The 19,383-nt window shown below is 57.7% G+C and carries 23 protein-coding genes; 6 read left to right on the forward strand and 17 right to left on the reverse strand.

Going from position 1 to position 19,383, the window contains the following annotated elements:
* Window positions 1-34 precede the first annotated feature (34 nt).
* Window positions 35-700, forward strand: coding sequence for a LysM-like peptidoglycan-binding domain-containing protein (locus ENTCL_RS19755; protein WP_013367916.1), 666 nt, complete (start codon window positions 35-37; stop codon window positions 698-700).
* 39 nt (window positions 701-739) lie between these two features.
* Here ENTCL_RS19755 and ENTCL_RS19760 read toward each other — a convergent pair whose 3' ends face one another.
* The 5 genes from ENTCL_RS19760 to rpsF form a co-directional block, all read right to left on the reverse strand.
* A complete protein-coding gene (locus ENTCL_RS19760) occupies window positions 740-1,678 on the reverse strand; it encodes a DMT family transporter (RefSeq protein ID WP_013367917.1) in 939 nt (312 codons plus the stop codon).
* A 154-nt stretch (window positions 1,679-1,832) separates the two neighbouring features.
* Window positions 1,833-2,282: a 50S ribosomal protein L9 gene (gene rplI / locus ENTCL_RS19765; RefSeq protein ID WP_013367918.1), complete on the reverse strand. Its 450-nt coding sequence runs from the start codon at window positions 2,280-2,282 to the stop codon at window positions 1,833-1,835.
* Between the two features lie 39 nt (window positions 2,283-2,321).
* Complete coding sequence (rpsR, locus tag ENTCL_RS19770; RefSeq protein WP_002210155.1) at window positions 2,322-2,549, reverse strand: 30S ribosomal protein S18; 228 nt, start codon at window positions 2,547-2,549, stop codon at window positions 2,322-2,324.
* A gap of 4 nt (window positions 2,550-2,553) precedes the next feature.
* Window positions 2,554-2,868: a primosomal replication protein N gene (gene priB, locus ENTCL_RS19775; RefSeq protein ID WP_013367919.1), complete on the reverse strand. Its 315-nt coding sequence runs from the start codon at window positions 2,866-2,868 to the stop codon at window positions 2,554-2,556.
* A 6-nt stretch (window positions 2,869-2,874) separates the two neighbouring features.
* Window positions 2,875-3,270, reverse strand: a complete 396-nt coding sequence (gene rpsF, locus ENTCL_RS19780) for a 30S ribosomal protein S6 (protein ID WP_013367920.1) — start codon at window positions 3,268-3,270, stop codon at window positions 2,875-2,877.
* 362 nt (window positions 3,271-3,632) lie between these two features.
* On the opposite strand from rpsF, the gene yjfY reads away from it, so the two are divergent.
* On the forward strand, window positions 3,633-3,884 hold the full coding sequence (gene yjfY, locus ENTCL_RS19785) for a DUF1471 family protein YjfY (RefSeq protein ID WP_418112720.1): 252 nt from the start codon (window positions 3,633-3,635) through the stop codon (window positions 3,882-3,884).
* 139 nt (window positions 3,885-4,023) lie between these two features.
* Here the strand turns inward: yjfY and ENTCL_RS19790 are convergent, their stop codons facing one another.
* The 6 genes from ENTCL_RS19790 to ulaA are packed head-to-tail and all read right to left on the reverse strand — an operon-like array spanning window position 4,024 to window position 8,432.
* Window positions 4,024-4,710, reverse strand: coding sequence for an L-ribulose-5-phosphate 4-epimerase (locus ENTCL_RS19790; protein ID WP_013367922.1), 687 nt, complete (start codon window positions 4,708-4,710; stop codon window positions 4,024-4,026).
* On the reverse strand, window positions 4,710-5,564 hold the full coding sequence (locus ENTCL_RS19795; protein ID WP_013367923.1) for an L-ribulose-5-phosphate 3-epimerase: 855 nt from the start codon (window positions 5,562-5,564) through the stop codon (window positions 4,710-4,712). Before ENTCL_RS19795 ends, ENTCL_RS19790 begins: the two co-directional genes overlap by 1 nt.
* 9 nt (window positions 5,565-5,573) lie before the next feature.
* On the reverse strand, window positions 5,574-6,224 hold the full coding sequence (gene ulaD / locus ENTCL_RS19800) for a 3-keto-L-gulonate-6-phosphate decarboxylase UlaD (RefSeq protein ID WP_008502901.1): 651 nt from the start codon (window positions 6,222-6,224) through the stop codon (window positions 5,574-5,576).
* Between the two features lie 12 nt (window positions 6,225-6,236).
* Window positions 6,237-6,704 carry a PTS ascorbate transporter subunit IIA gene (gene ulaC, locus ENTCL_RS19805; RefSeq protein WP_013367924.1) on the reverse strand — a complete coding sequence of 156 codons (468 nt, stop codon included), beginning with the start codon at window positions 6,702-6,704 and terminating at the stop codon, window positions 6,237-6,239.
* 9 nt (window positions 6,705-6,713) lie between these two features.
* Complete coding sequence (gene ulaB / locus ENTCL_RS19810) at window positions 6,714-7,019, reverse strand: PTS ascorbate transporter subunit IIB (protein ID WP_013367925.1); 306 nt, start codon at window positions 7,017-7,019, stop codon at window positions 6,714-6,716.
* 15 nt (window positions 7,020-7,034) lie between these two features.
* Window positions 7,035-8,432, reverse strand: a complete 1,398-nt coding sequence (gene ulaA, locus ENTCL_RS19815; RefSeq protein ID WP_013367926.1) for a PTS ascorbate transporter subunit IIC — start codon at window positions 8,430-8,432, stop codon at window positions 7,035-7,037.
* 361 nt (window positions 8,433-8,793) lie between these two features.
* On the opposite strand from ulaA, the gene ulaG reads away from it, so the two are divergent.
* Together ulaG and ulaR are read left to right on the forward strand one after the other, a co-directional pair.
* Window positions 8,794-9,858, forward strand: coding sequence for an L-ascorbate 6-phosphate lactonase (gene ulaG, locus ENTCL_RS19820; RefSeq protein WP_013367927.1), 1,065 nt, complete (start codon window positions 8,794-8,796; stop codon window positions 9,856-9,858).
* Window positions 9,859-9,980: 122 nt separating this feature from the next.
* Window positions 9,981-10,736 carry an HTH-type transcriptional regulator UlaR gene (gene ulaR, locus ENTCL_RS19825; protein WP_013367928.1) on the forward strand — a complete coding sequence of 252 codons (756 nt, stop codon included), beginning with the start codon at window positions 9,981-9,983 and terminating at the stop codon, window positions 10,734-10,736.
* Here ulaR and yjfP read toward each other — a convergent pair.
* The gene (yjfP, locus tag ENTCL_RS19830) at window positions 10,733-11,449 is read right to left on the reverse strand and encodes an esterase (protein WP_013367929.1); all 717 of its coding nucleotides are present in this window, start codon (window positions 11,447-11,449) and stop codon (window positions 10,733-10,735) included. The two genes, ulaR and yjfP, sit on opposite strands and share 4 nt — an antisense overlap.
* A 207-nt stretch (window positions 11,450-11,656) precedes the next feature.
* On the opposite strand from yjfP, the gene bsmA reads away from it, so the two are divergent.
* Window positions 11,657-11,968 (forward strand): biofilm peroxide resistance protein BsmA, encoded by a 312-nt coding sequence (gene bsmA / locus ENTCL_RS19835; protein ID WP_013367930.1) that lies wholly within the window; start codon window positions 11,657-11,659, stop codon window positions 11,966-11,968.
* Between the two features lie 147 nt (window positions 11,969-12,115).
* The gene (gene yjfN, locus ENTCL_RS19840; RefSeq protein WP_013367931.1) at window positions 12,116-12,376 is read left to right on the forward strand and encodes a DUF1471 family protease activator YjfN; all 261 of its coding nucleotides are present in this window, start codon (window positions 12,116-12,118) and stop codon (window positions 12,374-12,376) included.
* Window positions 12,377-12,414: 38 nt separating this feature from the next.
* On the opposite strand, the gene ENTCL_RS19845 is transcribed toward yjfN, so the two are convergent.
* The 5 genes from ENTCL_RS19845 to purA form a co-directional block, all read right to left on the reverse strand.
* Entirely contained in the window at window positions 12,415-14,037 is a 1,623-nt protein-coding gene (locus ENTCL_RS19845; protein ID WP_013367932.1) for an isovaleryl-CoA dehydrogenase, read from the reverse strand.
* Between the two features lie 136 nt (window positions 14,038-14,173).
* A complete protein-coding gene (gene rlmB, locus ENTCL_RS19850) occupies window positions 14,174-14,905 on the reverse strand; it encodes a 23S rRNA (guanosine(2251)-2'-O)-methyltransferase RlmB (protein WP_013367933.1) in 732 nt (243 codons plus the stop codon).
* Between the two features lie 87 nt (window positions 14,906-14,992).
* Complete coding sequence (rnr, locus tag ENTCL_RS19855; RefSeq protein ID WP_013367934.1) at window positions 14,993-17,428, reverse strand: ribonuclease R; 2,436 nt, start codon at window positions 17,426-17,428, stop codon at window positions 14,993-14,995.
* Between the two features lie 38 nt (window positions 17,429-17,466).
* Window positions 17,467-17,892, reverse strand: coding sequence for a nitric oxide-sensing transcriptional repressor NsrR (gene nsrR / locus ENTCL_RS19860; RefSeq protein ID WP_013367935.1), 426 nt, complete (start codon window positions 17,890-17,892; stop codon window positions 17,467-17,469).
* A 149-nt stretch (window positions 17,893-18,041) separates the two neighbouring features.
* Window positions 18,042-19,340 carry an adenylosuccinate synthase gene (purA, locus tag ENTCL_RS19865; RefSeq protein WP_013367936.1) on the reverse strand — a complete coding sequence of 433 codons (1,299 nt, stop codon included), beginning with the start codon at window positions 19,338-19,340 and terminating at the stop codon, window positions 18,042-18,044.
* Between the last annotated feature and the right edge of the window lie 43 nt (window positions 19,341-19,383).

A 19,383-nucleotide genomic window follows, 5' to 3' on the forward strand; every position in this document is an offset into this window, starting at 1 on the left:
ACTGAGGAACGAGACGCGGAGCAGGAGGAGAGCCATGCCCGGGCGCTTTGAACTAAAACCTACCCTGGTGAAAATCTGGCACGCACCGGACAATTTTCGCATCATGGACCCGCTGCCGCCGATGCACCGCCGCGGTATCATTGCCGGCGCCGTACTGGTGATTCTCGGCTTCCTGCTTCCCGCTGCGGATAACAGCTCCGCACCGCCGATCGGCCGCGACGCGCAGCTCGATCTGCAGTCCCAGTCTCAGCTGCAATCTTCGGCGCCGCAGGCCGTCCCGCTGCCGCCTCACGCCTCCACCCCGCCGGTTAACGATCCCGATCAGGTCGCCCCTGTCGCGCCAGAGCCGCTGCAGGATGAGCAGCCCGCCGATCAGGAGCAAAGCCAGCCGGTGGCTCAGCAGCCGCAGCGCCAGCAGTCGGCGCCCGGCATAGGGCAGCAGTGGCGTTCGTATCGCGTTGAGCCGGGCAAAACGCTGGCGCAGCTGTTTCGCGACCACAACCTGCCGCCGACCGACGTCTATTCGATGTCGCAGGTAGAAGGTGCGGGCAAGCCGCTCAGCAACCTGCAGGCGGGACAGATGGTGCAGATTCGCCAGAACGCCAATGGCGTCGTCACCGGACTGACGATTGACGCCGGAAACGGTCAGCAGGTGCTGTTCACCCGCCAGACCGACGGCAGCTTTATCCGCGCGCGATAACCCTCGCCCCGGCCGCAAGCGCTGCCGGGGTTGTTCGCCTCAGCGGGCCTTTTGCCCCGACTTATTGACCCACCAGATCCCCGAACACACCAGCACCAGCGCGATGACGTACTTCCATTCGAGAATGTTCTCCCCAAGAAAGATGCTGGAGAGCACGGTACCGGCCACCGGGATCACAAAGTTAAACGGCGCAATCATGCTGACGCGGTTGTATTTGAGCAGCGTGCTCCAGAGGGCGAACGCCACCGACGACAGCAGGGTCAGATAGCCCAGCACCGCCACCGCCGTCATGCTGTCAAACGCAAGGGTCCCACCGCTGAGGTAGCCGCCCGCCACCAGCACCGCTCCGCCGATACCCAGCTGCCAGCCGGTCATCACCGTCGGGTCGACGGTCTGGGAAATACGCTTACCGTACAGGGTCGCGGCAGAGAGAATAAACGCCGCCAGCACCACAAACCCATCCCCCAGCCAGACAAAGGAGAAATCCATCAACGAATGGTTGAAGTTCACCAGCATGACGCCGGTAAAGCCGAGAATACAGCCCAGCGTTTTGTTGTAGCTCAACCGGTCATTCTGATAGATAAAGTGCGCCAGCAGCACGCTGAAGAAGGTGCCGGTGGCGTTCATGATCGATCCCTTCACGCCGGTGGTAAAGGCAAGACCGATATAGAAAAAGATGTACTGGATTGTCGTCTGGGTGAAGCCCAGCAGCGCCAGCTGGCCAAACTGATGGCGGTTTAACCGCGCAATGGGTTTACGCTGCGCGAGCGCAAAAAACAGCAGCAGAAGCCCGGCAAACAGAAAGCGGTAGCCGGCAAAAATGATCTTTGAGGCAATATCGTCAGTTGCGATATGGAAGAGCTCATAGCCATTTTTAATGGCCGGATACGAACTGCCCCACAGCAGGCAGCACAGCGTAGCCCCCGCATAGACGACTTTCCTGCGGGTAAAAAGCGGCGCTGAGGTCACCATCTCCATTGTGTTCACCAGAAAATAAAATCATGTTTTATTTCATTATCCGGAAATGGACGGCGAATATCTACCATACCAGAAGAAAAGCCGGGGAAGAGCAGCGCTGAAAAGCAAAACGCCGGCACAGGGCCGGCGCTTCGACGTGATGACGAGTAATTACTTACTCAGCAACAACGTTTACAACCAGTTTCGCGAATACTTCGCTGTGAACCTGGAAGTCCACTTCGTGCTCACCGGTGGTACGCAGAACGCCGTTCGGCAGGCGAACTTCGCTCTTGGCAACAGCAACGCCAGCAGCAGTAACTGCATCAGCGATGTCGCGAGTACCGATGGAACCGAACAGTTTACCTTCGTCGCCAGATTTGGACGCGATGGTAACGGTGCCCAGTGCGTTGATTGACTCAGCGCGAGCGTTAGCAGCGGCCAGAACGTCAGCCAGTTTGGCTTCCAGTTCAGCGCGACGTGCTTCGAAATATTCAACGTTTTTCTTGGTTGCCGGAACAGCTTTGCCCTGCGGAACCAGGAAGTTACGAGCGTAGCCCGCTTTAACGTTAACCTGATCACCCAGGCTGCCCAGGTTTGCTACTTTATCAAGCAGAATAACTTGCATTACCTTATCCTCTTAAAGTCGTTAATAGACAGCGGCCGATTACTGATGACGATCGGTATACGGCAGCAGGGACAGGTAGCGAGCGCGCTTGATGCAGCGAGCCAGCTGACGCTGGTATTTTGCACGAGTACCGGTGATACGGCTCGGGACAATTTTACCGCTTTCGGTAATGTAGTTTTTCAACGTTGCGATATCTTTGTAATCAATCTCAACAACGCCTTCCGCGGTGAAACGGCAGAACTTGCGACGACGGAAATAACGTGCCATTTGGCTAGTCTCCAGAATCTATCAATTCAATCTGCTCGGCATGCAGTACCATTTTGCTCAGGCCATTTCGCGCCTTGTGGCAGCTGATAAAGCCATGAACGGTAACCTGCGAGCCGACCGTTATACTGTGAGTAATGGCCTGGTTCTCATGTCCGCTGATTATGACGGGCATTTGGCACCACGCCTGCCGGTGAAAACCGGCTTCCTCCTGCATCGAACGGTGCTCAAGCACGAACTGGCAGTGAGGAATTCCTGATGGGCTGACCTTTCGAAGGGGCATCCTGCACACGGTGCCGGATAACGCCAGACGGTTGGCCATCAAGGATTACTCTTCAGAATCCCCAGCATCAGCATCATCTGCGGTTTCGTTTGCGAAATCATCGCGACGCTCACGGCGCTCGTCTTTCGCTTTAACCATCGGAGATGCTTCGGTAACAGCGTGCTTAGTACGCATTACCATGCTACGGATAACGGCATCGTTGAAGCGGAAGTTAGTTTCCAGCTCATCGATAACTTCCTGCGAAGCTTCAACGTTCAGCAGAACGTAGTGCGCTTTGTGCAGTTTGTTGATCGGGTAAGCCAGCTGACGGCGGCCCCAGTCTTCCAGACGGTGGATCTTGCCTTCTGCTGCAGTGATTGCACCAGTGTAGCGCTCGATCATACCCGGAACCTGTTCGCTCTGGTCAGGATGGACCATAAAAACGATTTCGTAATGACGCATCGAATTGCTCCTTACGGATTATTCAGCCTCCTGTCTGGGTCAGCCGCGGCCCGGGGAGGCAAGGAACGTGGTTAAAAGGCGGCTGAAAAATTGACGCGTCATTCTACTTGCGCCCCCCAGGAAACTCAAGGCCATTGCGCAAAAAATTCGCACAAAGCGCAAAGCCGTATGAAATCGCTGACTTAAAATTAATTAACAAGGGAATCGCGATTTTTTTGAACAACTGCATCAGAAATGGTCGCGAATCGCCAGGACAGGAGCGATTACACTTAAATCAGACCTTATCTGACCACAGAAGGAGCCCCCTCAACGTAGCAGGCTGTAGTGGAGTGATCATCATGAAAAACATCGCAATTGCCGTAATGGCCGCGATTTTGCTTAGTGCAAACGCGATGGCAGCCATCAAAATAGACGGTCGTCAGGCCCAAAACATGGACGATGTGCGTAGCTTAGGCGTTATTTACATCAATCATAACATCGCCACTGAAAGCGAAGCCATTCAGGCCCTGAGTGAAGAGAGCGACGCCCGAGGCGCCAGATTCTATCACCCAATATTGATACACGAACCCGGCAGTAACGGCGTTATCCACGCCAGCGCTGACGTTTACCGCTAGCACCAGGAAACACCCATTAAAACATTACCATCATTATATTTTGCCCCCTTCATGGGGGCTTTTTTTCGCCCGCAAGAAAAGTAAGGCTCCGGAGCCGGACCGGTACATCCCCACGATGAACGCGGCTCCGGAGCGCTTATCATTTTTGCCCGTAGTAGGCGTCAGGCCCGTGCTTACGCATGAAGTGCTTATGCATCAAATAGCTGTCGATAGCATGAAGCTGTGGGTTAATCCCGCGGGCGATCCACGCCATGCGCGCGACTTCCTCCATAACGACGGCATTATGCACCGCGTCATGGGCATCTTTCCCCCAGGCGAACGGCCCGTGCTGATATACCACGATTCCCGGCGTGTGCAGCGGCTCACGGTCGCCCAGCGTTTCAATGATGACCTTACCGGTATTGAGCTCGTACTCGCCCTGCACCTCCGCTTCGCTCAGCGCCCGCGTACAGGGGATATCGCCAAAGAAGTAGTCCGCATGCGTCGTGCCGAGCGCCGGAATCGCCAGACCCGCCTGCGCCCACGCGGTAGCGTGCGTGGAGTGGGTATGCACCACTCCGCCGAGCGTCGGATAACGCCGGTAAAGCGCCAGATGCGTAGCGGTATCCGAGGAGGGACGCCACTTCCCGTCCACCACCCGACCTTCCAGATCCACCACCACCATGTCTTCCGCCTGCATGGCGTCATACGCCACGCCGCTGGGCTTGATGACCACCAGCCCGCGCGCGCGATCGACAGCGCTGACGTTGCCCCAGGTGAAGGTCACCAGCCCGTAGCGCGGTAAATCCATATTGGCTTCAAACACCTGCTGTTTAAGCTCACGCATTATGCCGCCTCCACTAAGCCCGCTTTTGCCATCCGGGCAAGCACCCAGTCGCGCGCGTTGGCGACTTCCTGCGCCGGGTCGTCCGCCGTTTCGCTCCACATCTCAATCAGATAAGGCCCGCAATAGCCGCTCTGTTTAAGGGTGCGGAAGCACTGCTCAAAATCCACCACCCCGGCGCCGAACGGTACGTTTTTAAAGACGCCCGGACGAGTGTCCTTCACATGCACCGCCACGATATGCCCGATGCCCGCCTGCAGCTCCATCTGCACGTCGTTGTCCCAGGCCGACAGGTTGCCGATATCCGGGTAGAGCTGAAACCAGGGGTTATTCAGGTAATGCGCGTAGCCCAACGCTTTGCTGATCGAGTTCATTAACGGGTAGTCCATGATCTCCATCGCCAGCGTCACCTGCGCGCGGCTGGCCATGTTGACGCTCGCCTTCAGTCCGTCGCGAAAACGGCGGCGCGTTTCGTCATTGGCCTGCTGATAGTAAACGTCGTAGCCGGCAAGCTGGATAACGCGAATACCGGTATCCTGGGCAAACTGGATAGCTTTGCGCATGATAGCCAGCCCCTGAGCGCGCACGGCGTCATCTTCGCTGCCCAACGGGAAGCGGCGGTGGGCGGAAAGGCACATGGACGAGACGCGCACCCCGGTTTCCGCCATCGCCCTGACCAGCGAAAGCCGCTGTTCGGTATCCCAGTCGAGACGCGAGAGGCGCTCGTCGGTTTCATCAACAGACATCTCAACGAAGTCAAAGCCCAGCGATTGCGCCAGCCGCAGGCGCTCCAGCCAGCACTCCCCGGCGGGGAGCGCTTTTTCGTAGATGCCGAGCGGGAACTGTTTTGACAGCATAACCGCTCCTTAACCCCAGAGCTGGGCGATGGAGCGCTTGAACTGACGCGCCGCTTCAACCGGAGAGGCCGCGTCGCGAATGCTGCGGCCCGCGATGAAGACGTGAATCGGAATGCCTTTGAACAGCGGCAGGTCCTCCAGCGCCAGCCCGCCGGTGACGGTGACCTTAAAGCCCATATCCGCCAGACGCTTGATAGCACTTATATCCGCCTCGCCCCAGGCGACGCCTGCGGCCTGCGCGTCGCGGCTGCGGTGATATACCACCTGCTGAATGCCGGCATCGCGCCACTCCTGCGCCTGCTCCCAGGTCCAGAAGCCGGTCAGTTCGATCTGCACGTCGCCGTTAAACTCTTTCGCCACGTCCAGCGCGCCTTTGGCGGTGTTGATATCGGCACAGCAGATGACCGTGACCCAGTCGGCGTTGGCTTCAAAACACATACGGGAAAGGATCTTGCCCGCATCGGCGATTTTGGCGTCCGCCAGCACGATTTTGTGCGGATACAGCGCTTTCAGGTCGCGCACCGCGCGTACGCCTTCGCCCACGCACAGGATAGTGCCCACTTCGATGATGTCGACCTCTTCGGCAATCAGACGGGTGGTTTCGTAAGCGTGAGACAGCGTCTGGTTATCCAGCGCGACCTGCAACATTGGTAATGACATTTCAACTCTCCCTTACACTGCCGCCGCAGTGGCGTTATCAATTAAATCCAGCACTTCCTGCTCGGTGCGGCAGGCGCGTAAACGGTCAAAATTGGCTTCATCATCAAACAGATTGACGATCTGCATAATGCCCACCTCCTGGTGGGTATTGGCATCAACCGCCGCCATGGTGATGAGGATGTCGACCGGGTCGTTATCCTCGTGGTTAAACACCAGCGGCGTTTTCAGCGTCACCAGCGCAAACCCGGTTTTTTTCACCCCCTCCTCCGGGCGGCCGTGCGGCATCGCCAGCCCCGGCGCGATCACGAAATAGGGGCCATGCTGCGCAACGCCGTCAAGAATGGCCTGGTAGTAACGCGGCTCGACAACGTCAGCCTTAACCAGCAGATCCACGCTCAGCTTTACCGCTTCCTGCCAGCTGCTGGCCTCGGCCTGTAAAAGGATGGAGTGGTTGTCCGCCAGCGAATCACGAAGTTTCATATGGCGTCCTTACTTCACGTCTTGTGGGAAATGCTCTTTGATCACTTCCAGCAGCTTTGGCCCAAAATCTGCGGGCGACAGCATGTTGCGCACGCCCACCACATATTTATTGCCGGACACGCTGATCTCGCCGGCGATATGGGTGGAGGCGATGATGATGTCCGCGCCGCTCAGTTCACTTTTGTATTCACCTACCGCACAGCTGTTCACCGTGTGGTCGATATTTGACTGGGTTAAAAACTGGTCCACTTTCATCTTCATAATCATGGAGCTGCCTTGCCCATTGCCACATACAGCCAGGATACGTACGGTCATAATCAAAACTCCTTATTAAGCAGAGTGTTCTGCCAGTTGTTTTTCTGTGTCTTCTTCAGCACGCAGCGAGCGTCCGGCGAAGAACATATAAGCCAGTGCGATAATCAGAATAACGGCCATAAACGCGATGCCGACGGAGGCGAAGCCCTGCATCATCGGCGGCGCCAGAATTGACCAGTCGGCCATGCCCATCCAGGCGCTCATTCCGGTGAGTTTTACCGCCCAGACGCAGCCGAAGATTTCAATCATGCCCATCACCAGGCAAATCTTGAGCGCTGCGCGCCAGCCGCCGAAGTGGTTGGCAAAAACGCCGATGGTGGCGTTGGAGAAGAACATCGGGATAAAGCCCGGGATGATGAGAATAGAAGAGCCGCAACCGACCAGAATGCCAACGGCGATCAGCTGGCCGATAGTGCCCCACATAAAGCCCCAGACCACCGCGTTTGGCGCGAAGCTGTAAATTGCCGCGCAGTCGATCGCCAGCACGGCACCGGGGATCAGGCGCTGGGAGATACCGTTAAAGGCTTCGGAGAGTTCGGCGACGAACATGCGCACGCCCTGGGTAATGATGAAAATCGCGACGGCGAACGAGAAACCGGTCTGCAGGATATAGACCGTCCAGTGGGTTTTACCGGCCATCGCTTGCACGGTGTTGATGCCGAAGGAGAGCAGAATGGCGCCGAAGAAAATCGTCATCACAATGGCGGTGGAGACGATGTTGTCATGGAAGATGTTCAACCAGCCCGGCAGCTTAAGATCCTCAACGCTCTCCTCTTTTTTCCCCAGATACGGGGCGATTTTATACGCAATCCATGAGGCGAACTGCTGCTGGTGGCCGATGGAAAAACCGCAGCCGTCGGTCACTTCCTGGGTCGGCTTGTACATCATATTGGAGGTGATGCCCCAGTACAGGGAGACCAGAATCGCCGTACAGATAATGGTGGTCCACATCGGGTAGCCGAAGATATAGAGGGAGACCGCAATCAGCCCCGCCTGCTGGAACATGATGTGGCCGGTCAGCATGATGGTGCGAATGCCGGTGATCCGCCGCAGCAGGACGTAACAGATGTTCAGCGCCAGCGCCAACAGCACCGCATATCCCACCCAGCTGTAGGCATCTCCCATCCGTTCAATGGTCGCCATCATCGACGCGTAGGTATCCGAGATTGCGCCGTTGATGCCGTACACTTCCGACATTTTCGCCACCACCGGTTTAAAGGTGCTGGTGAGAATGCCGGAACCTGCCTGCAGCAGCATAAAACCGATAATGGTTTTGATTGTACCTTTGATGATTACGCTGATGCTTTTTCGCAGCAGGATATAGCCAAGGCAGGTCACGATCCCCAACAACAGCGGGGCGTTGGTCATGACCTGGTTAAAGAACACGGTAAAGATGTTGTAGAGGATCTCCATAATGCGCTCCGTCGGTTGGCGGCGCTGAACCTGAATGCTCAGCACATGTTGTGTCGCCCACTCTAATAATCACAAACAATCACAACAAGATTGAATTTGATTAAATGTGAACCCGCCCGCAAATTATCCCCCTTGTTTTCATATGGAATTAATAATCTTTGTAGATTAACTACATTGACTTACCTAACACATTGAAATTTAATTGATTAAACAAAAAATCACCTCGTTACAAGAACATACAATCTGCATGACTTATCCGCACGCAGGCGCAAAACTAGTGGTTGCATTAGCCGCGCAACGGTGTCAGGATTAATCACAATAAATCACCAAATGATTATTTATGACAAAAGAGGTCGCCGCAATGAGTAAAGTGAACAGCATCACCCGTGAGTCATGGATCCTCAGCACATTCCCGGAATGGGGCAGCTGGCTGAACGAAGAGATCGAGCAGGAGCGCGTGGCGCCTGGCACCTTCGCCATGTGGTGGCTGGGCTGCACGGGGATTTGGCTGAAATCAGAAGGGAATGCCAACCTGTGCGTTGATTTCTGGTGCGGCACCGGCAAGCAAAGCCACGGCAACCCGCTGATGAAAAAAGGCCATCAGATGCAGCGCATGGCCGGGGTTGAAAAACTACAGCCGAACCTGCGCACTACGCCGTTCGTCCTCGATCCGTTCTCAATCCGCCAGATCGACGCGGTGCTGTCCACCCACGATCATAACGATCACATCGACGTCAACGTTGCGGCGGCGGTAATGCAAAATTGCGCCGACGATGTGCCGTTTATCGGGCCGCAGACCTGCGTTGACCTGTGGATTGGCTGGGGCGTGCCGAAAGAGCGCTGCATCGTGGTGAAGCCGGGCGATGTCGTCAAAATTAAGGATATCGAGATCCACGCGCTGGACGCCTTCGACCGCACCGCGCTGATCACCCTTCCTGCTGACCAGAAAGCCGCTGGCGTGCTGCCGGACGGCATGGACGAGCGCGCCGTCAACTACCTGTTCAAAACCCCGGGCGGTACGCTGTATCACAGCGGCGATTCCCACTACTCCAACTACTACGCGAAGCACGGCAACGAGCATCAGATAGACGTGGCGCTGGGCTCCTACGGCGAAAACCCGCGCGGTATCACCGACAAAATGACCAGCGCCGATATCCTGCGAATGGCGGAGTCGCTGAATGCGAAAGTGGTGATTCCTTTCCATCACGACATCTGGTCAAACTTCCAGGCCGACCCGCAGGAAATTCGCGTCCTGTGGGAGATGAAAAAAGACCGCCTGAAGTACGGCTTTAAGCCGTTTATCTGGCAGGTTGGCGGCAAGTTCACATGGCCGGTAGATAAAGACAGCTTCGAGTACCACTATCCGCGCGGCTTTGACGATTGCTTTACCATTGAGCCCGATCTGCCGTTCAAATCTTTCCTGTGATCGCCTTCCTCCCGACACGCTTCTGGAGCGCGGCGTGTCGGGGGAGAAATGCGACTTTAGCTTAGTAATTTCAGGCTATTTCAAATATCATCAACAAAAATCACGAGTCACCGGAATAGCTCATGACGGAAGCACAAAGACACCAAATTATCCTCGAACAGTTGACCCAGTCTGGCTTTGTCACGGTGGAACAGGTCATCGACAGGCTGGGGATTTCACCGGCCACCGCGCGGCGGGATATCAACAAGCTCGACACCATCGGCAAGCTGAAAAAAGTGCGTAACGGCGCAGAGGCCGTCAGCCAGCAGCGCCCGCGCTGGACGCCGATGAACATTCATCAGGCGCTGAATCATGATGAGAAAGTTCGTATCGCCAGAGCCGCCTCGCAGCTGGTCAGCCCCGGCGAAAGCGTGGTCATTAACTGCGGCTCTACCGCTTTTCTGCTGGGCCGAGAAATGTGCGGCAAACCGGTGCAGATAATCACTAACTACCTGCCGCTGGCGAACTACCTGATCGATCAGGAGCACGACAGCGTGATCATCATGGGCGGGCAGTACAACAAGAGCCAGGCGATCACGCTCAGTCCGCAGGGCAGCGAAAACAGCCTGTACGCCGGGCACTGGATGTTCACCAGCGGCAAAGGGCTGACCGCCGACGGGCTGTACAAAACCGACATGCTTACCGCAATGGCGGAGCAGAAAATGCTGAACGGCGTCGGCAAGCTGGTCGCGCTGGTCGACAGCAGCAAAGTCGGCGAGCGCGCCGGTATGCTGTTCAGCCGCGCCGATGAGATAGACATGGTGATCACCGGCAAAGAAGCGAACCCCGAGATCCTCAAGCAGCTGCAGGCCCAGGGCGTTGAAATTCTGCTGGTTTAAAGGTGCGCGTTAAAAAACGCCACGGTGCTGTCCAGCGCCTCCGGGGTGATGCGGTGACGTACGCCCGCCTGCCAGCGGCAGGTCAGGTTGTTATCCAGCCCCGCCTGCTGTAGCGCCTGCTGCAGACGCAGCGTCTCTCCCGCAGGAACGATATCGTCATCTTCGCCGTGCCAGAGCATCAGCGGGCGGCGGGCGAGATCGGACAGCCGCGGCGCAACGTCCCACTCGGCAAGACGTGCGGTCGGAACCTCCGGAGACGGAAACAGCGTTTGCGACAGCGTGGTGAAGTAGCCCGACCCCATCAGGCTGGCGGCGCAGACCACCTCCGGATGGCGCGCCGCAATCCCCAGCGCCGTCATCCCCCCCATTGACGCCCCCGCGACCGCCAGACGCCCTTCCGCCAGCCAGCCCTGCCGGGCTATCGCCTCCCGCAGCGCGGGAAATTCCGCAAAGCTATTGAGCAGGATCGGCCAGAAACGCTGCAGGCGCCGTTTTTCATCGCCGTCATAGCGCGCGCCGTGGCTGTCGGCGTCAGGCATAATGACGCGAAACCCGGCGTCGGCCAGCGCAACGGCGAAATAGCTGTACACCCATTTCGACGACGTAAAGCCATGATAAAACACCACGCACGGCAGCGGCGCAGCGGCCGCACCGCGCGGGCAGGCATGAAGAATTTCGCCGCCGGCGAGGTTTCGCACTTCAAGTTCAATCATTTACGCTCTCCTTCTTTTATGCTGATATGCCATGCGGCTACGGGGCATGCAAGTTTATCTGCGCGAAGGCACCTGCTAATGTTGAGAGGTGGATTACGCTTTCTGGAGATTTTCATTCGAAAATCGCGTCAGAGCTAACAGATTGGGAACATTCCCCTAAAGGCACATTAATTAGTCACTACACTAATGAGTATCAGGAAACGGGATATGGCTATGCGACGGTTAGCGTCTTTATTACTGGTGGTATTTCTGAGCGGGTGCAGCGTGCTTGAAGGTAAACCCGAGGCACCGCCGCCGGTGACCAACCACCCGCAGGAAATCCGCCGTAACCAGACGGAAGGACTGCAGCGTATCGGTACCGTCAGCGTGATGGTTTATGGCTCGCCGATGGATGCGGAAAGCGCTATTAAAGAGAAAGTGGTCGCCGCGAAAGCCGACTACTACGTGATCATCATGATTGATGACACCGTCGTTCCCGGGCAATGGTATTCACAAGCGATAATGTATCGTAAACCTTAACGCGATCGTTTATTCGACAGTTTTACATTGCTTTTCAGTCATTCACGTTTCCTGGTGCACAATGACGTTCTACTGCCTGAAAGGATGAACGTCTGCAATGGATTGCCCAGGTGATGCCTCGGGTTACGTGAAATGGAGCTGACGACGATGAAACATACCTTTGCCTTATCTCCTCTGGTGGCCAACACCTCGGCACAGTCTGCGGAATTTGCCAGCGCCGATTGCGTCACCGGGCTCAACGAAATCGGTCAAATTTCCGTGAACAATATTGCCGGTAGCCAGCAGGACGTAGAGCAGGCGATCGCCCAGAAGGCGGATGAGCAGGGCGCCTCCTGGTACCGTATTATCCAGATGTACGAAGACCAGCGCCCTGACAACTGGCGCGTACAGGCTATTCTGTACGCCTGACCCACGGGCAGACCGTCCCTGCTCTGCCCGTCGCATCTTTACCCGGCGCCGCCCGTGGCGCGAATCAGCACATCCTCCTGCACCTGCGGGCTTATCAGCGAGCCGCCGCGCGTATCCAGCATCATCCGACACCACGCCTGCGCCACCGGCGGCGACGCCTGTTTGAGCATCTGCGCGCCGCAGCCAAGCAGGTAAATCTGGCGGGTAATCTCCCGGCCTTCGGTCTCCAGCGGCTTACGCAGGCGCTGCTGCAGCTGGCGCCAGGCCCTGTCGAAATGCCGGTCCTGCCCCTTAACCTCGCTGCACATCATGCTCAGCAACTCTTGCACGCCTGGCTGCTTTGCCAGAACGCGCAGCACATCGAGGCACATAATGTTCCCGGAGCCCTCCCAGATGCTGTTCACCGGCATTTCACGATACAGCCGCGGCAGCTCGTTATCTTCGCAGTAGCCGATGCCCCCCAGCACCTCCATGGCTTCGGCGACAAACGGAATACCGGCTTTGCACAATGCAAACTTGGCGGCAGGGGTAAACAAGCGCGCCCACAGCGCCTCTTCTGCCGCAGTGCTACGATCCCACGCCCGGGCGAGGCGGAACAGAAACGCGGTCTGTCCTTCCAGCTGGAGCGCCATACGGCTTAACACCTGGCGCATCAGCGGCTGATCGACCAGATTTTTGCCGAACGCCTGCCGCTGATGGGCGTGGTACAGCGCCACGGACAGGGCGCGGCGCATCAGGCCGTGGCTGCCCAGCGCGCAGTCAAAACGGGTTAATCCGCCCATTTTGAGGATCTGCCGTACGCCTTCGCCCTCTTCGCCGATAAGCCAGCCCGTCGCGTCGAAAAATTCCACCTCGCTGCTGGCATTGGAACGGTTGCCCAGCTTGTCCTTAAGCCGCTCCAGACGCACCGCATTGCGCTGCCCGTCCGGCAGAAAACGGGGGAGAAAGAAGCAGGAGAGACCGCCTTTGGCCTGCGCCAGCACCAGGTGCGCATCGCTCTGCGGCACCGAGAAAAACCACTTATGCCCGAGCAGGCGATACGTGCCGTCGCTCTGCTTTTCCGCGCGGGTGGTGTTGCTGAGCACGTCCGAGCCGCCCTGCTTCTCGGTCATCCCCATGCCGATCAGGAGCCCCCGCTTCTGACCTCCTGGCGCCAGATGGGTGTCGTAGCGATCGCTTTGCAGCGGCGCGCGCCAGTCGGCAAACGCGGCGGGAAGGTGGGTCAGGAGCAGCGGCGTGGCGGCGAAGGTCATGGTTATCGGGCACAGCGTTCCCGCCTCGACCTGGGCATGCAGCACAAAGCGCGCCGCCCGCGCGACGAACGATCCGTCGCGGGCCGCCTCCTTCCAGGCAAGATTGTGCACCCGGTTGGCGCACAGCCCCTGCATCAGCAGATGCCAGGCCGGGTGAAAACGCACGTCGTCCACCCGCTCTCCGGACGGATCGAAACGTAACAGCTCAGGAGGATTGGCGTTCGCCAGACGCCCGAGCTCAAGCGACTCGGCGGTGCCCAGCTGCTGGCCGATGCTGGCCAACAGGTCGATATCCCACCCGGCGCCTTCGCGCGCCACGGCCTCGCGCAGGGCGCAGTCGGAAAGGAAAAGGTTGCTGTTATTAAGCGGAAGCGGCTGGTTGAAGACGGTGTGCGTTTGCCAGTGCATGGGTGTCCCTCCTTCAATGGCGTTGCCACTAAGTATGGTCACCCGGGCAGAATACCGCCCGCGAAAGGGTCACAAAAACATGCAAAGCAGAACGGAAGGGGAAATATCCGGCGGCAGAACGCCGCCGGATGCGCGGTTAGCCGCGCTGGCGTACGGCCTCAAACAGGCAGATGCCGGTTGCGACCGAAACGTTCAGCGACGACACGCTGCCCGCCATCGGAATGCTGATAAGCTCATCGCAGTGCTCGCGGGTCAGACGGCGCATACCTTCGCCTTCTGCGCCCATCACCAGCGCCAGACGCCCCGTCATTTTGCTCTGATACAGAGTATGGTCGGCCTCACCGGCGGTGCCGACGATCCAGACGTTTTCTTCCTGCAGCAGGCGCATGGTGCGCGCCAGATTGGTCACGCGGATCAGCGGTACGTTCTCGGCGGCGCCGCAGGCCACTTTCTTCGCGGTGGCGTTGAGCTGAGCGGAACGATCTTTCGGGACGATCACCGCGTGCACGCCGGCCGCATCGGCGCTGCGCAGGCAGGCTCCCAGATTATGAGGATCGGTGACGCCGTCGAGGATCAGCAGGAACGGATTATCGAACTGTGCGAGAAGATCGGGCAGATCGTTCTCCTGATACTGACGACCCGGCTTCACGCGCGCAATGATCCCCTGATGCACCGCGCCTTCGCTTTTCTCATCGAGATACTGACGGCTCGCCACCTGGATAACCACGCCCTGCGCTTCTAACGCATGGATTAGCGGCAGCAGGCGCTTGTCTTCGCGACCTTTCAGAATAAAAACTTCCTGAAAGCGCTCAGGGGCGCGCTCCAGCAGCGCCTGCACCGCGTGGATGCCGTAAATCATTTCACTCATGGGTGTACTCGTTGTTAACTCTGTGATGTATTCACCCTCGCGCTAACCCCCTCCCGGAAAGGGAGAGGGTCGGGACGAGGGGTAAAATTACCCGGCGACGTTTTTCTTCGCTGCGCGTTTCGCTTTGGTCGCCGCGGCGATTTTAAGCGTTTTCGCCGACGGCTTTTTGGCTTTTTTCTCTTTCTTCACCTTGCCTTTGCCCTTTTCGCTGCGAAAGGCGCTGTCCGGCTCGAAATTCACCTTTTTACCCGTCTGGCGGCGCGCTTTGCCTGCCGGCTTACCGCCGCCGGGCTTCTTCGCTTTCTCGCGCGTGGTTTTACCCACGTTGCGCGGGCCGCGCTCGCTGGAGATGAGCGTGAAATCGATTTTACGCTCGTCCATGCTCACCGCCTCCACACGAACCTCGACGCGGTCGCCCAGACGATAGGTCTGGCCGCCCGATTCGCCGATCAGCCGCTGGCCGACCTGGTCAAAGCGGTAGTAGTCGTTATCCAGGGTGGAGACATGCACCAGACCGTCGATAAACAGGTCGTCGAGGCGCACGAAGAAACCAAAGCCGGTGACGCTTGCGATGACGCCCGGGAACACGTTCCCGACCTGATCCTGCATGAAGTCGCACTTCAGCCAGTCCGCCACTTCGCGGGTCGCCTCATCGGCGCGGCGCTCGGTCATCGAACAGTGCTCGCCGAGCTGCAGCATCTCTTCCATGCTGTAGTGCCAGCCGCCGGTTTCGGTCGAATTGCCTTTATGTCCCTGCTCTTTCGCCAGCAGATATTTGATGCCACGGTGCAGCGACAGGTCCGGATAGCGGCGGATCGGCGAGGTAAAGTGAGCGTATGACTGCAGCGCCAAGCCGAAGTGGCCGCGGTTTTCCGGGTCGTACACCGCCTGCTTCATGGAGCGCAGCAGCATGGTTTGCAGCATCTCGTGGTCCGGACGATCGGCGATGGAGTCGAGCAGCTCGGCATAATCACGCGGCTCCGGCCTGTTGCCGCCCGGCAGCTCCAGCCCCAGCTCGGACAGCACCGAGCGGAACGCGGTAATCGCTTCGGTGCTCGGTTTGTCGTGGATACGGAACAGCGCAGGCTCCTGCGCCTTCTCCATGAAGCGCGCCGCCGAGATATTGGCGAGGATCATGCACTCTTCAATCAGCTTATGCGCATCGTTACGCTGCGTCTGCTCAATGCGCTCAATGCGGCGCTCGGCGTTGAAGATAAACTTCGCTTCTTCGCTTTCAAAGGAGATACCGCCGCGTTCAGCGCGTGCGGCATCCAGCACTTTGTAGAGGTTGTGCAGCTCTTCGATGTGTTTTACCAGCGGCGCATACTGCTCGCGCAGCTCCTGATCGCCCTGCAGCATGTGCCACACTTTGGTGTAGGTCAGACGCGCATGGGAGCTCATCACCGCTTCATAGAATTTGTAACCGGTCAGGCGCCCTTTAGAGGAGACGGTCATCTCGCAGACCATGCACAGCCTGTCGACCTGCGGGTTCAGCGAACACAGGCCGTTAGAGAGCACTTCCGGCAGCATCGGCACGACCTGGGACGGGAAGTACACCGAGGTGCCGCGGTTGCGGGCCTCTGCGTCCAGCGGGGTCGGCGGACGAACGTAATAGCTGACGTCGGCAATGGCGACCCACAGGCGCCAGCCGCCGCCGCGTTTTTTCTCGCAGTAGACCGCGTCATCGAAGTCGCGCGCGTCTTCACCGTCGATGGTCACCAGAGGCAGATCGCGCAGATCCACGCGCCCGGCTTTCGCCGCTTCCGGCACCTCTTCTTTCAGACCGGCGATCTGTTTTTCCACCGCCGGCGGCCAGGTATACGGGATCTCGTGGGTGCGCAACGCCATATCCACGGCCATGCCGGTACCCATATTATCGCCGAGCACTTCGACGATTTTACCGACAGCCTTGGTGCGGCGGGTCGGACGCTGGGTCAGCTCGACCACCACCACATAGCCCATCCGCGCGCCCATGATTTCATCCGGCGGGATCAGGATATCGAAGCTCAGGCGGCTGTCGTCCGGCACCACAAAGCCGACGCCAGCGTCGGTGAAGTAGCGGCCGACAATCTGGCTGGTTTTTGGTACCAGAATGCGCACCACGCGCGCTTCGCGGCGGCCTTTACGATCGGCGCCCAGCGGCTGCGCCAGGATCTGATCGCCATGAATACACATTTTCATCTGTTCTGACGACAGATACAGGTCGTCTTTTCGGCCTTCTACGCGCAGAAAACCATAGCCGTCGCGATGGCCGATGACGGTCCCCTTCAGCAGATCGAGACGCTCCGGCAGCGCATAGCACTGGCGGCGGGTGAAGACCAGCTGCCCATCGCGCTCCATGGCGCGCAGGCGACGGCGCAGCGCTTCCTGCTGCTCTTCGCCTTCAATCTTCAGCTCAACGGCCAGCTCGTCGCGGCTGACCGGTTTTTCGCGTTTCGCAATGTAATCGAGGATAAATTCCCGGCTCGGGATAGGATTCGCGTATTTTTCTGCTTCGCGTTCCAGGAAAGGATCTTGTGACATGTCGGTTCCTCCGTTGTCAGCTCCGGCGGCGTGATGGCTCACTCCACCAGCAATAATTTATAAAGCGGTTGATTCTTTTCAACCAAATCGGCCAGTGTGTAGTTATCCAGTTCCTTGAGAAAACTTTGCACGGCGTTAGAAAGCGCCTGTTTCAGACGACAGGCGGGCGTAATATGGCAAAACTCGCTGCTGCAGTTAACCAGCGACAGAGGCTCAAGCTCGCGGACGACATCGCCAATGCGGATGGTCTCCGCCGGTTTGCCCAGACGAATGCCGCCGTTTTTTCCCCTCACCGCAGTCACATAGCCAACCCGGCTTAATTGATTGATTATTTTGACCATGTGATTACGAGAAACGCCATAGACCTCCGTCACTTCAGAGATGCTGGTCATACGACCCTCCGGTAACGACGCCATGTAGATCAGCGCGCGCAATCCGTAATCGGTAAAACTTGTTAACTGCACATCAACCTCAGGGAAAAGAAAAAACAGGGTATGTCGACAGACGTAATTACTATTGATGATAAACCAGCCAGATAGTTAGCGGCTAATTTATTTAAGCGGGGGCAGGAAAAAACAGGAATAAAGGGCGCCTGGCGGCGCCCCTCGGATGATTATGCGTCAAACGGGTCGCGCAGGATCATCGTTTCAGTACGGTCCGGACCGGTAGAGATAATATCAATCGGTACGCCCGTCAGTTCTTCAATACGCTTGATGTAGTTCAGCGCCGCCTGCGGCAGGCCGCTACGATCCTTCACGCCGAAGGTGGATTCAGACCAGCCCGGCATGGTTTCGTAAATCGCTTCAATACCTTCCCAGTCGTCGGCAGCCAGCGGAGTGGTCGTCACTTCGCGGCCATCCGGCATGCGGTAGGCAACGCAGATTTTCACTTCTTTCAGACCGTCCAGCACGTCCAGCTTGGTCAGACAGAAGCCGGACAGGGAGTTGATCTGCACCGCACGGCGCACCGCAACGGAGTCCAGCCAGCCGGTACGACGACGACGACCGGTGGTCGCGCCATATTCGTTACCCTGCTTGCACAGGAACTCGCCGGTTTCGTCGAACAGTTCGGTCGGGAACGGACCTGCGCCCACGCGGGTGGAGTAAGCCTTAATGATGCCAAGCACATAATCAACGTAGCGCGGGCCGAGGCCAGAACCGGTTGCAACGCCGCCAGCGGTGGTGTTGGAAGAGGTCACGTACGGATAGGTGCCGTGGTCGATATCCAGCAGCGTACCCTGCGCGCCTTCGAACATCACGAAGTCGCCGCGTTTACGCGCGCTATCCAGCAGGTCGGAAACGTCAACCACCATCGCGGTCAGAACGTCGGCAACCGCCATGACATCGTCCAGCACTTTCTGGTAGTCAACCGCATCGGCCTTGTAGAAATTCACCAGCTGGAAGTTGTGATATTCCATCACTTCTTTCAGTTTGTCAGCGAAGGTCGCTTTGTCGAACAGATCGCCGACGCGCAGACCGCGACGCGCTACTTTATCTTCATAAGCAGGCCCGATACCACGACCGGTGGTGCCGATAGCCTTCGCGCCGCGCGCTTTTTCACGCGCGTTATCCAGAGCGACATGATAGTCGAGGATCAGCGGACAAGCTTCAGAGAGCAGCAGACGTTCGCGAACCGGGATACCACGGTCTTCCAGTTCTTTCATCTCTTTCATCAGCGCTGCCGGAGACAGCACAACGCCGTTACCGATGATGCTGGTTACGTTATCGCGAAGAATGCCTGATGGAATAAGATGGAGGACGGTTTTTTCACCGTTGATTACGAGAGTATGGCCTGCGTTGTGACCGCCCTGGTAGCGTACAACATATTTAGCCCGTTCAGTCAGGAGATCGACGATCTTCCCTTTACCTTCGTCACCCCATTGGGTGCCCAGTACGACGACGTTGTTACCCATTTTTCAAAATCACCGTTTGCTTAAAAATGGATTCTACCATCGC

The organism is [Enterobacter] lignolyticus SCF1, assembly GCF_000164865.1.
GTDB lineage: Bacteria > Pseudomonadota > Gammaproteobacteria > Enterobacterales > Enterobacteriaceae > Enterobacter_B > Enterobacter_B lignolyticus.

What these genes read in the sequence shown, in the direction of transcription:
- ENTCL_RS19755 (WP_013367916.1), top strand. Translation starts at nt 35, where the DNA reads ATGCCCGGGCGCTTTGAACTAAAACCTACCCTGGTGAAAATCTGGCAC.
- ENTCL_RS19760 (WP_013367917.1), bottom strand. Translation starts at nt 1,678, where the DNA reads ATGGAGATGGTGACCTCAGCGCCGCTTTTTACCCGCAGGAAAGTCGTC.
- rplI (WP_013367918.1), bottom strand. Translation starts at nt 2,282, where the DNA reads ATGCAAGTTATTCTGCTTGATAAAGTAGCAAACCTGGGCAGCCTGGGT.
- rpsR (WP_002210155.1), bottom strand. Translation starts at nt 2,549, where the DNA reads ATGGCACGTTATTTCCGTCGTCGCAAGTTCTGCCGTTTCACCGCGGAA.
- priB (WP_013367919.1), bottom strand. Translation starts at nt 2,868, where the DNA reads ATGGCCAACCGTCTGGCGTTATCCGGCACCGTGTGCAGGATGCCCCTT.
- rpsF (WP_013367920.1), bottom strand. Translation starts at nt 3,270, where the DNA reads ATGCGTCATTACGAAATCGTTTTTATGGTCCATCCTGACCAGAGCGAA.
- yjfY (WP_418112720.1), top strand. Translation starts at nt 3,633, where the DNA reads ATGGCCGCGATTTTGCTTAGTGCAAACGCGATGGCAGCCATCAAAATA.
- ENTCL_RS19790 (WP_013367922.1), bottom strand. Translation starts at nt 4,710, where the DNA reads ATGCGTGAGCTTAAACAGCAGGTGTTTGAAGCCAATATGGATTTACCG.
- ENTCL_RS19795 (WP_013367923.1), bottom strand. Translation starts at nt 5,564, where the DNA reads ATGCTGTCAAAACAGTTCCCGCTCGGCATCTACGAAAAAGCGCTCCCC.
- ulaD (WP_008502901.1), bottom strand. Translation starts at nt 6,224, where the DNA reads ATGTCATTACCAATGTTGCAGGTCGCGCTGGATAACCAGACGCTGTCT.
- ulaC (WP_013367924.1), bottom strand. Translation starts at nt 6,704, where the DNA reads ATGAAACTTCGTGATTCGCTGGCGGACAACCACTCCATCCTTTTACAG.
- ulaB (WP_013367925.1), bottom strand. Translation starts at nt 7,019, where the DNA reads ATGACCGTACGTATCCTGGCTGTATGTGGCAATGGGCAAGGCAGCTCC.
- ulaA (WP_013367926.1), bottom strand. Translation starts at nt 8,432, where the DNA reads ATGGAGATCCTCTACAACATCTTTACCGTGTTCTTTAACCAGGTCATG.
- ulaG (WP_013367927.1), top strand. Translation starts at nt 8,794, where the DNA reads ATGAGTAAAGTGAACAGCATCACCCGTGAGTCATGGATCCTCAGCACA.
- ulaR (WP_013367928.1), top strand. Translation starts at nt 9,981, where the DNA reads ATGACGGAAGCACAAAGACACCAAATTATCCTCGAACAGTTGACCCAG.
- yjfP (WP_013367929.1), bottom strand. Translation starts at nt 11,449, where the DNA reads ATGATTGAACTTGAAGTGCGAAACCTCGCCGGCGGCGAAATTCTTCAT.
- bsmA (WP_013367930.1), top strand. Translation starts at nt 11,657, where the DNA reads ATGGCTATGCGACGGTTAGCGTCTTTATTACTGGTGGTATTTCTGAGC.
- yjfN (WP_013367931.1), top strand. Translation starts at nt 12,116, where the DNA reads ATGAAACATACCTTTGCCTTATCTCCTCTGGTGGCCAACACCTCGGCA.
- ENTCL_RS19845 (WP_013367932.1), bottom strand. Translation starts at nt 14,037, where the DNA reads ATGCACTGGCAAACGCACACCGTCTTCAACCAGCCGCTTCCGCTTAAT.
- rlmB (WP_013367933.1), bottom strand. Translation starts at nt 14,905, where the DNA reads ATGAGTGAAATGATTTACGGCATCCACGCGGTGCAGGCGCTGCTGGAG.
- rnr (WP_013367934.1), bottom strand. Translation starts at nt 17,428, where the DNA reads ATGTCACAAGATCCTTTCCTGGAACGCGAAGCAGAAAAATACGCGAAT.
- purA (WP_013367936.1), bottom strand. Translation starts at nt 19,340, where the DNA reads ATGGGTAACAACGTCGTCGTACTGGGCACCCAATGGGGTGACGAAGGT.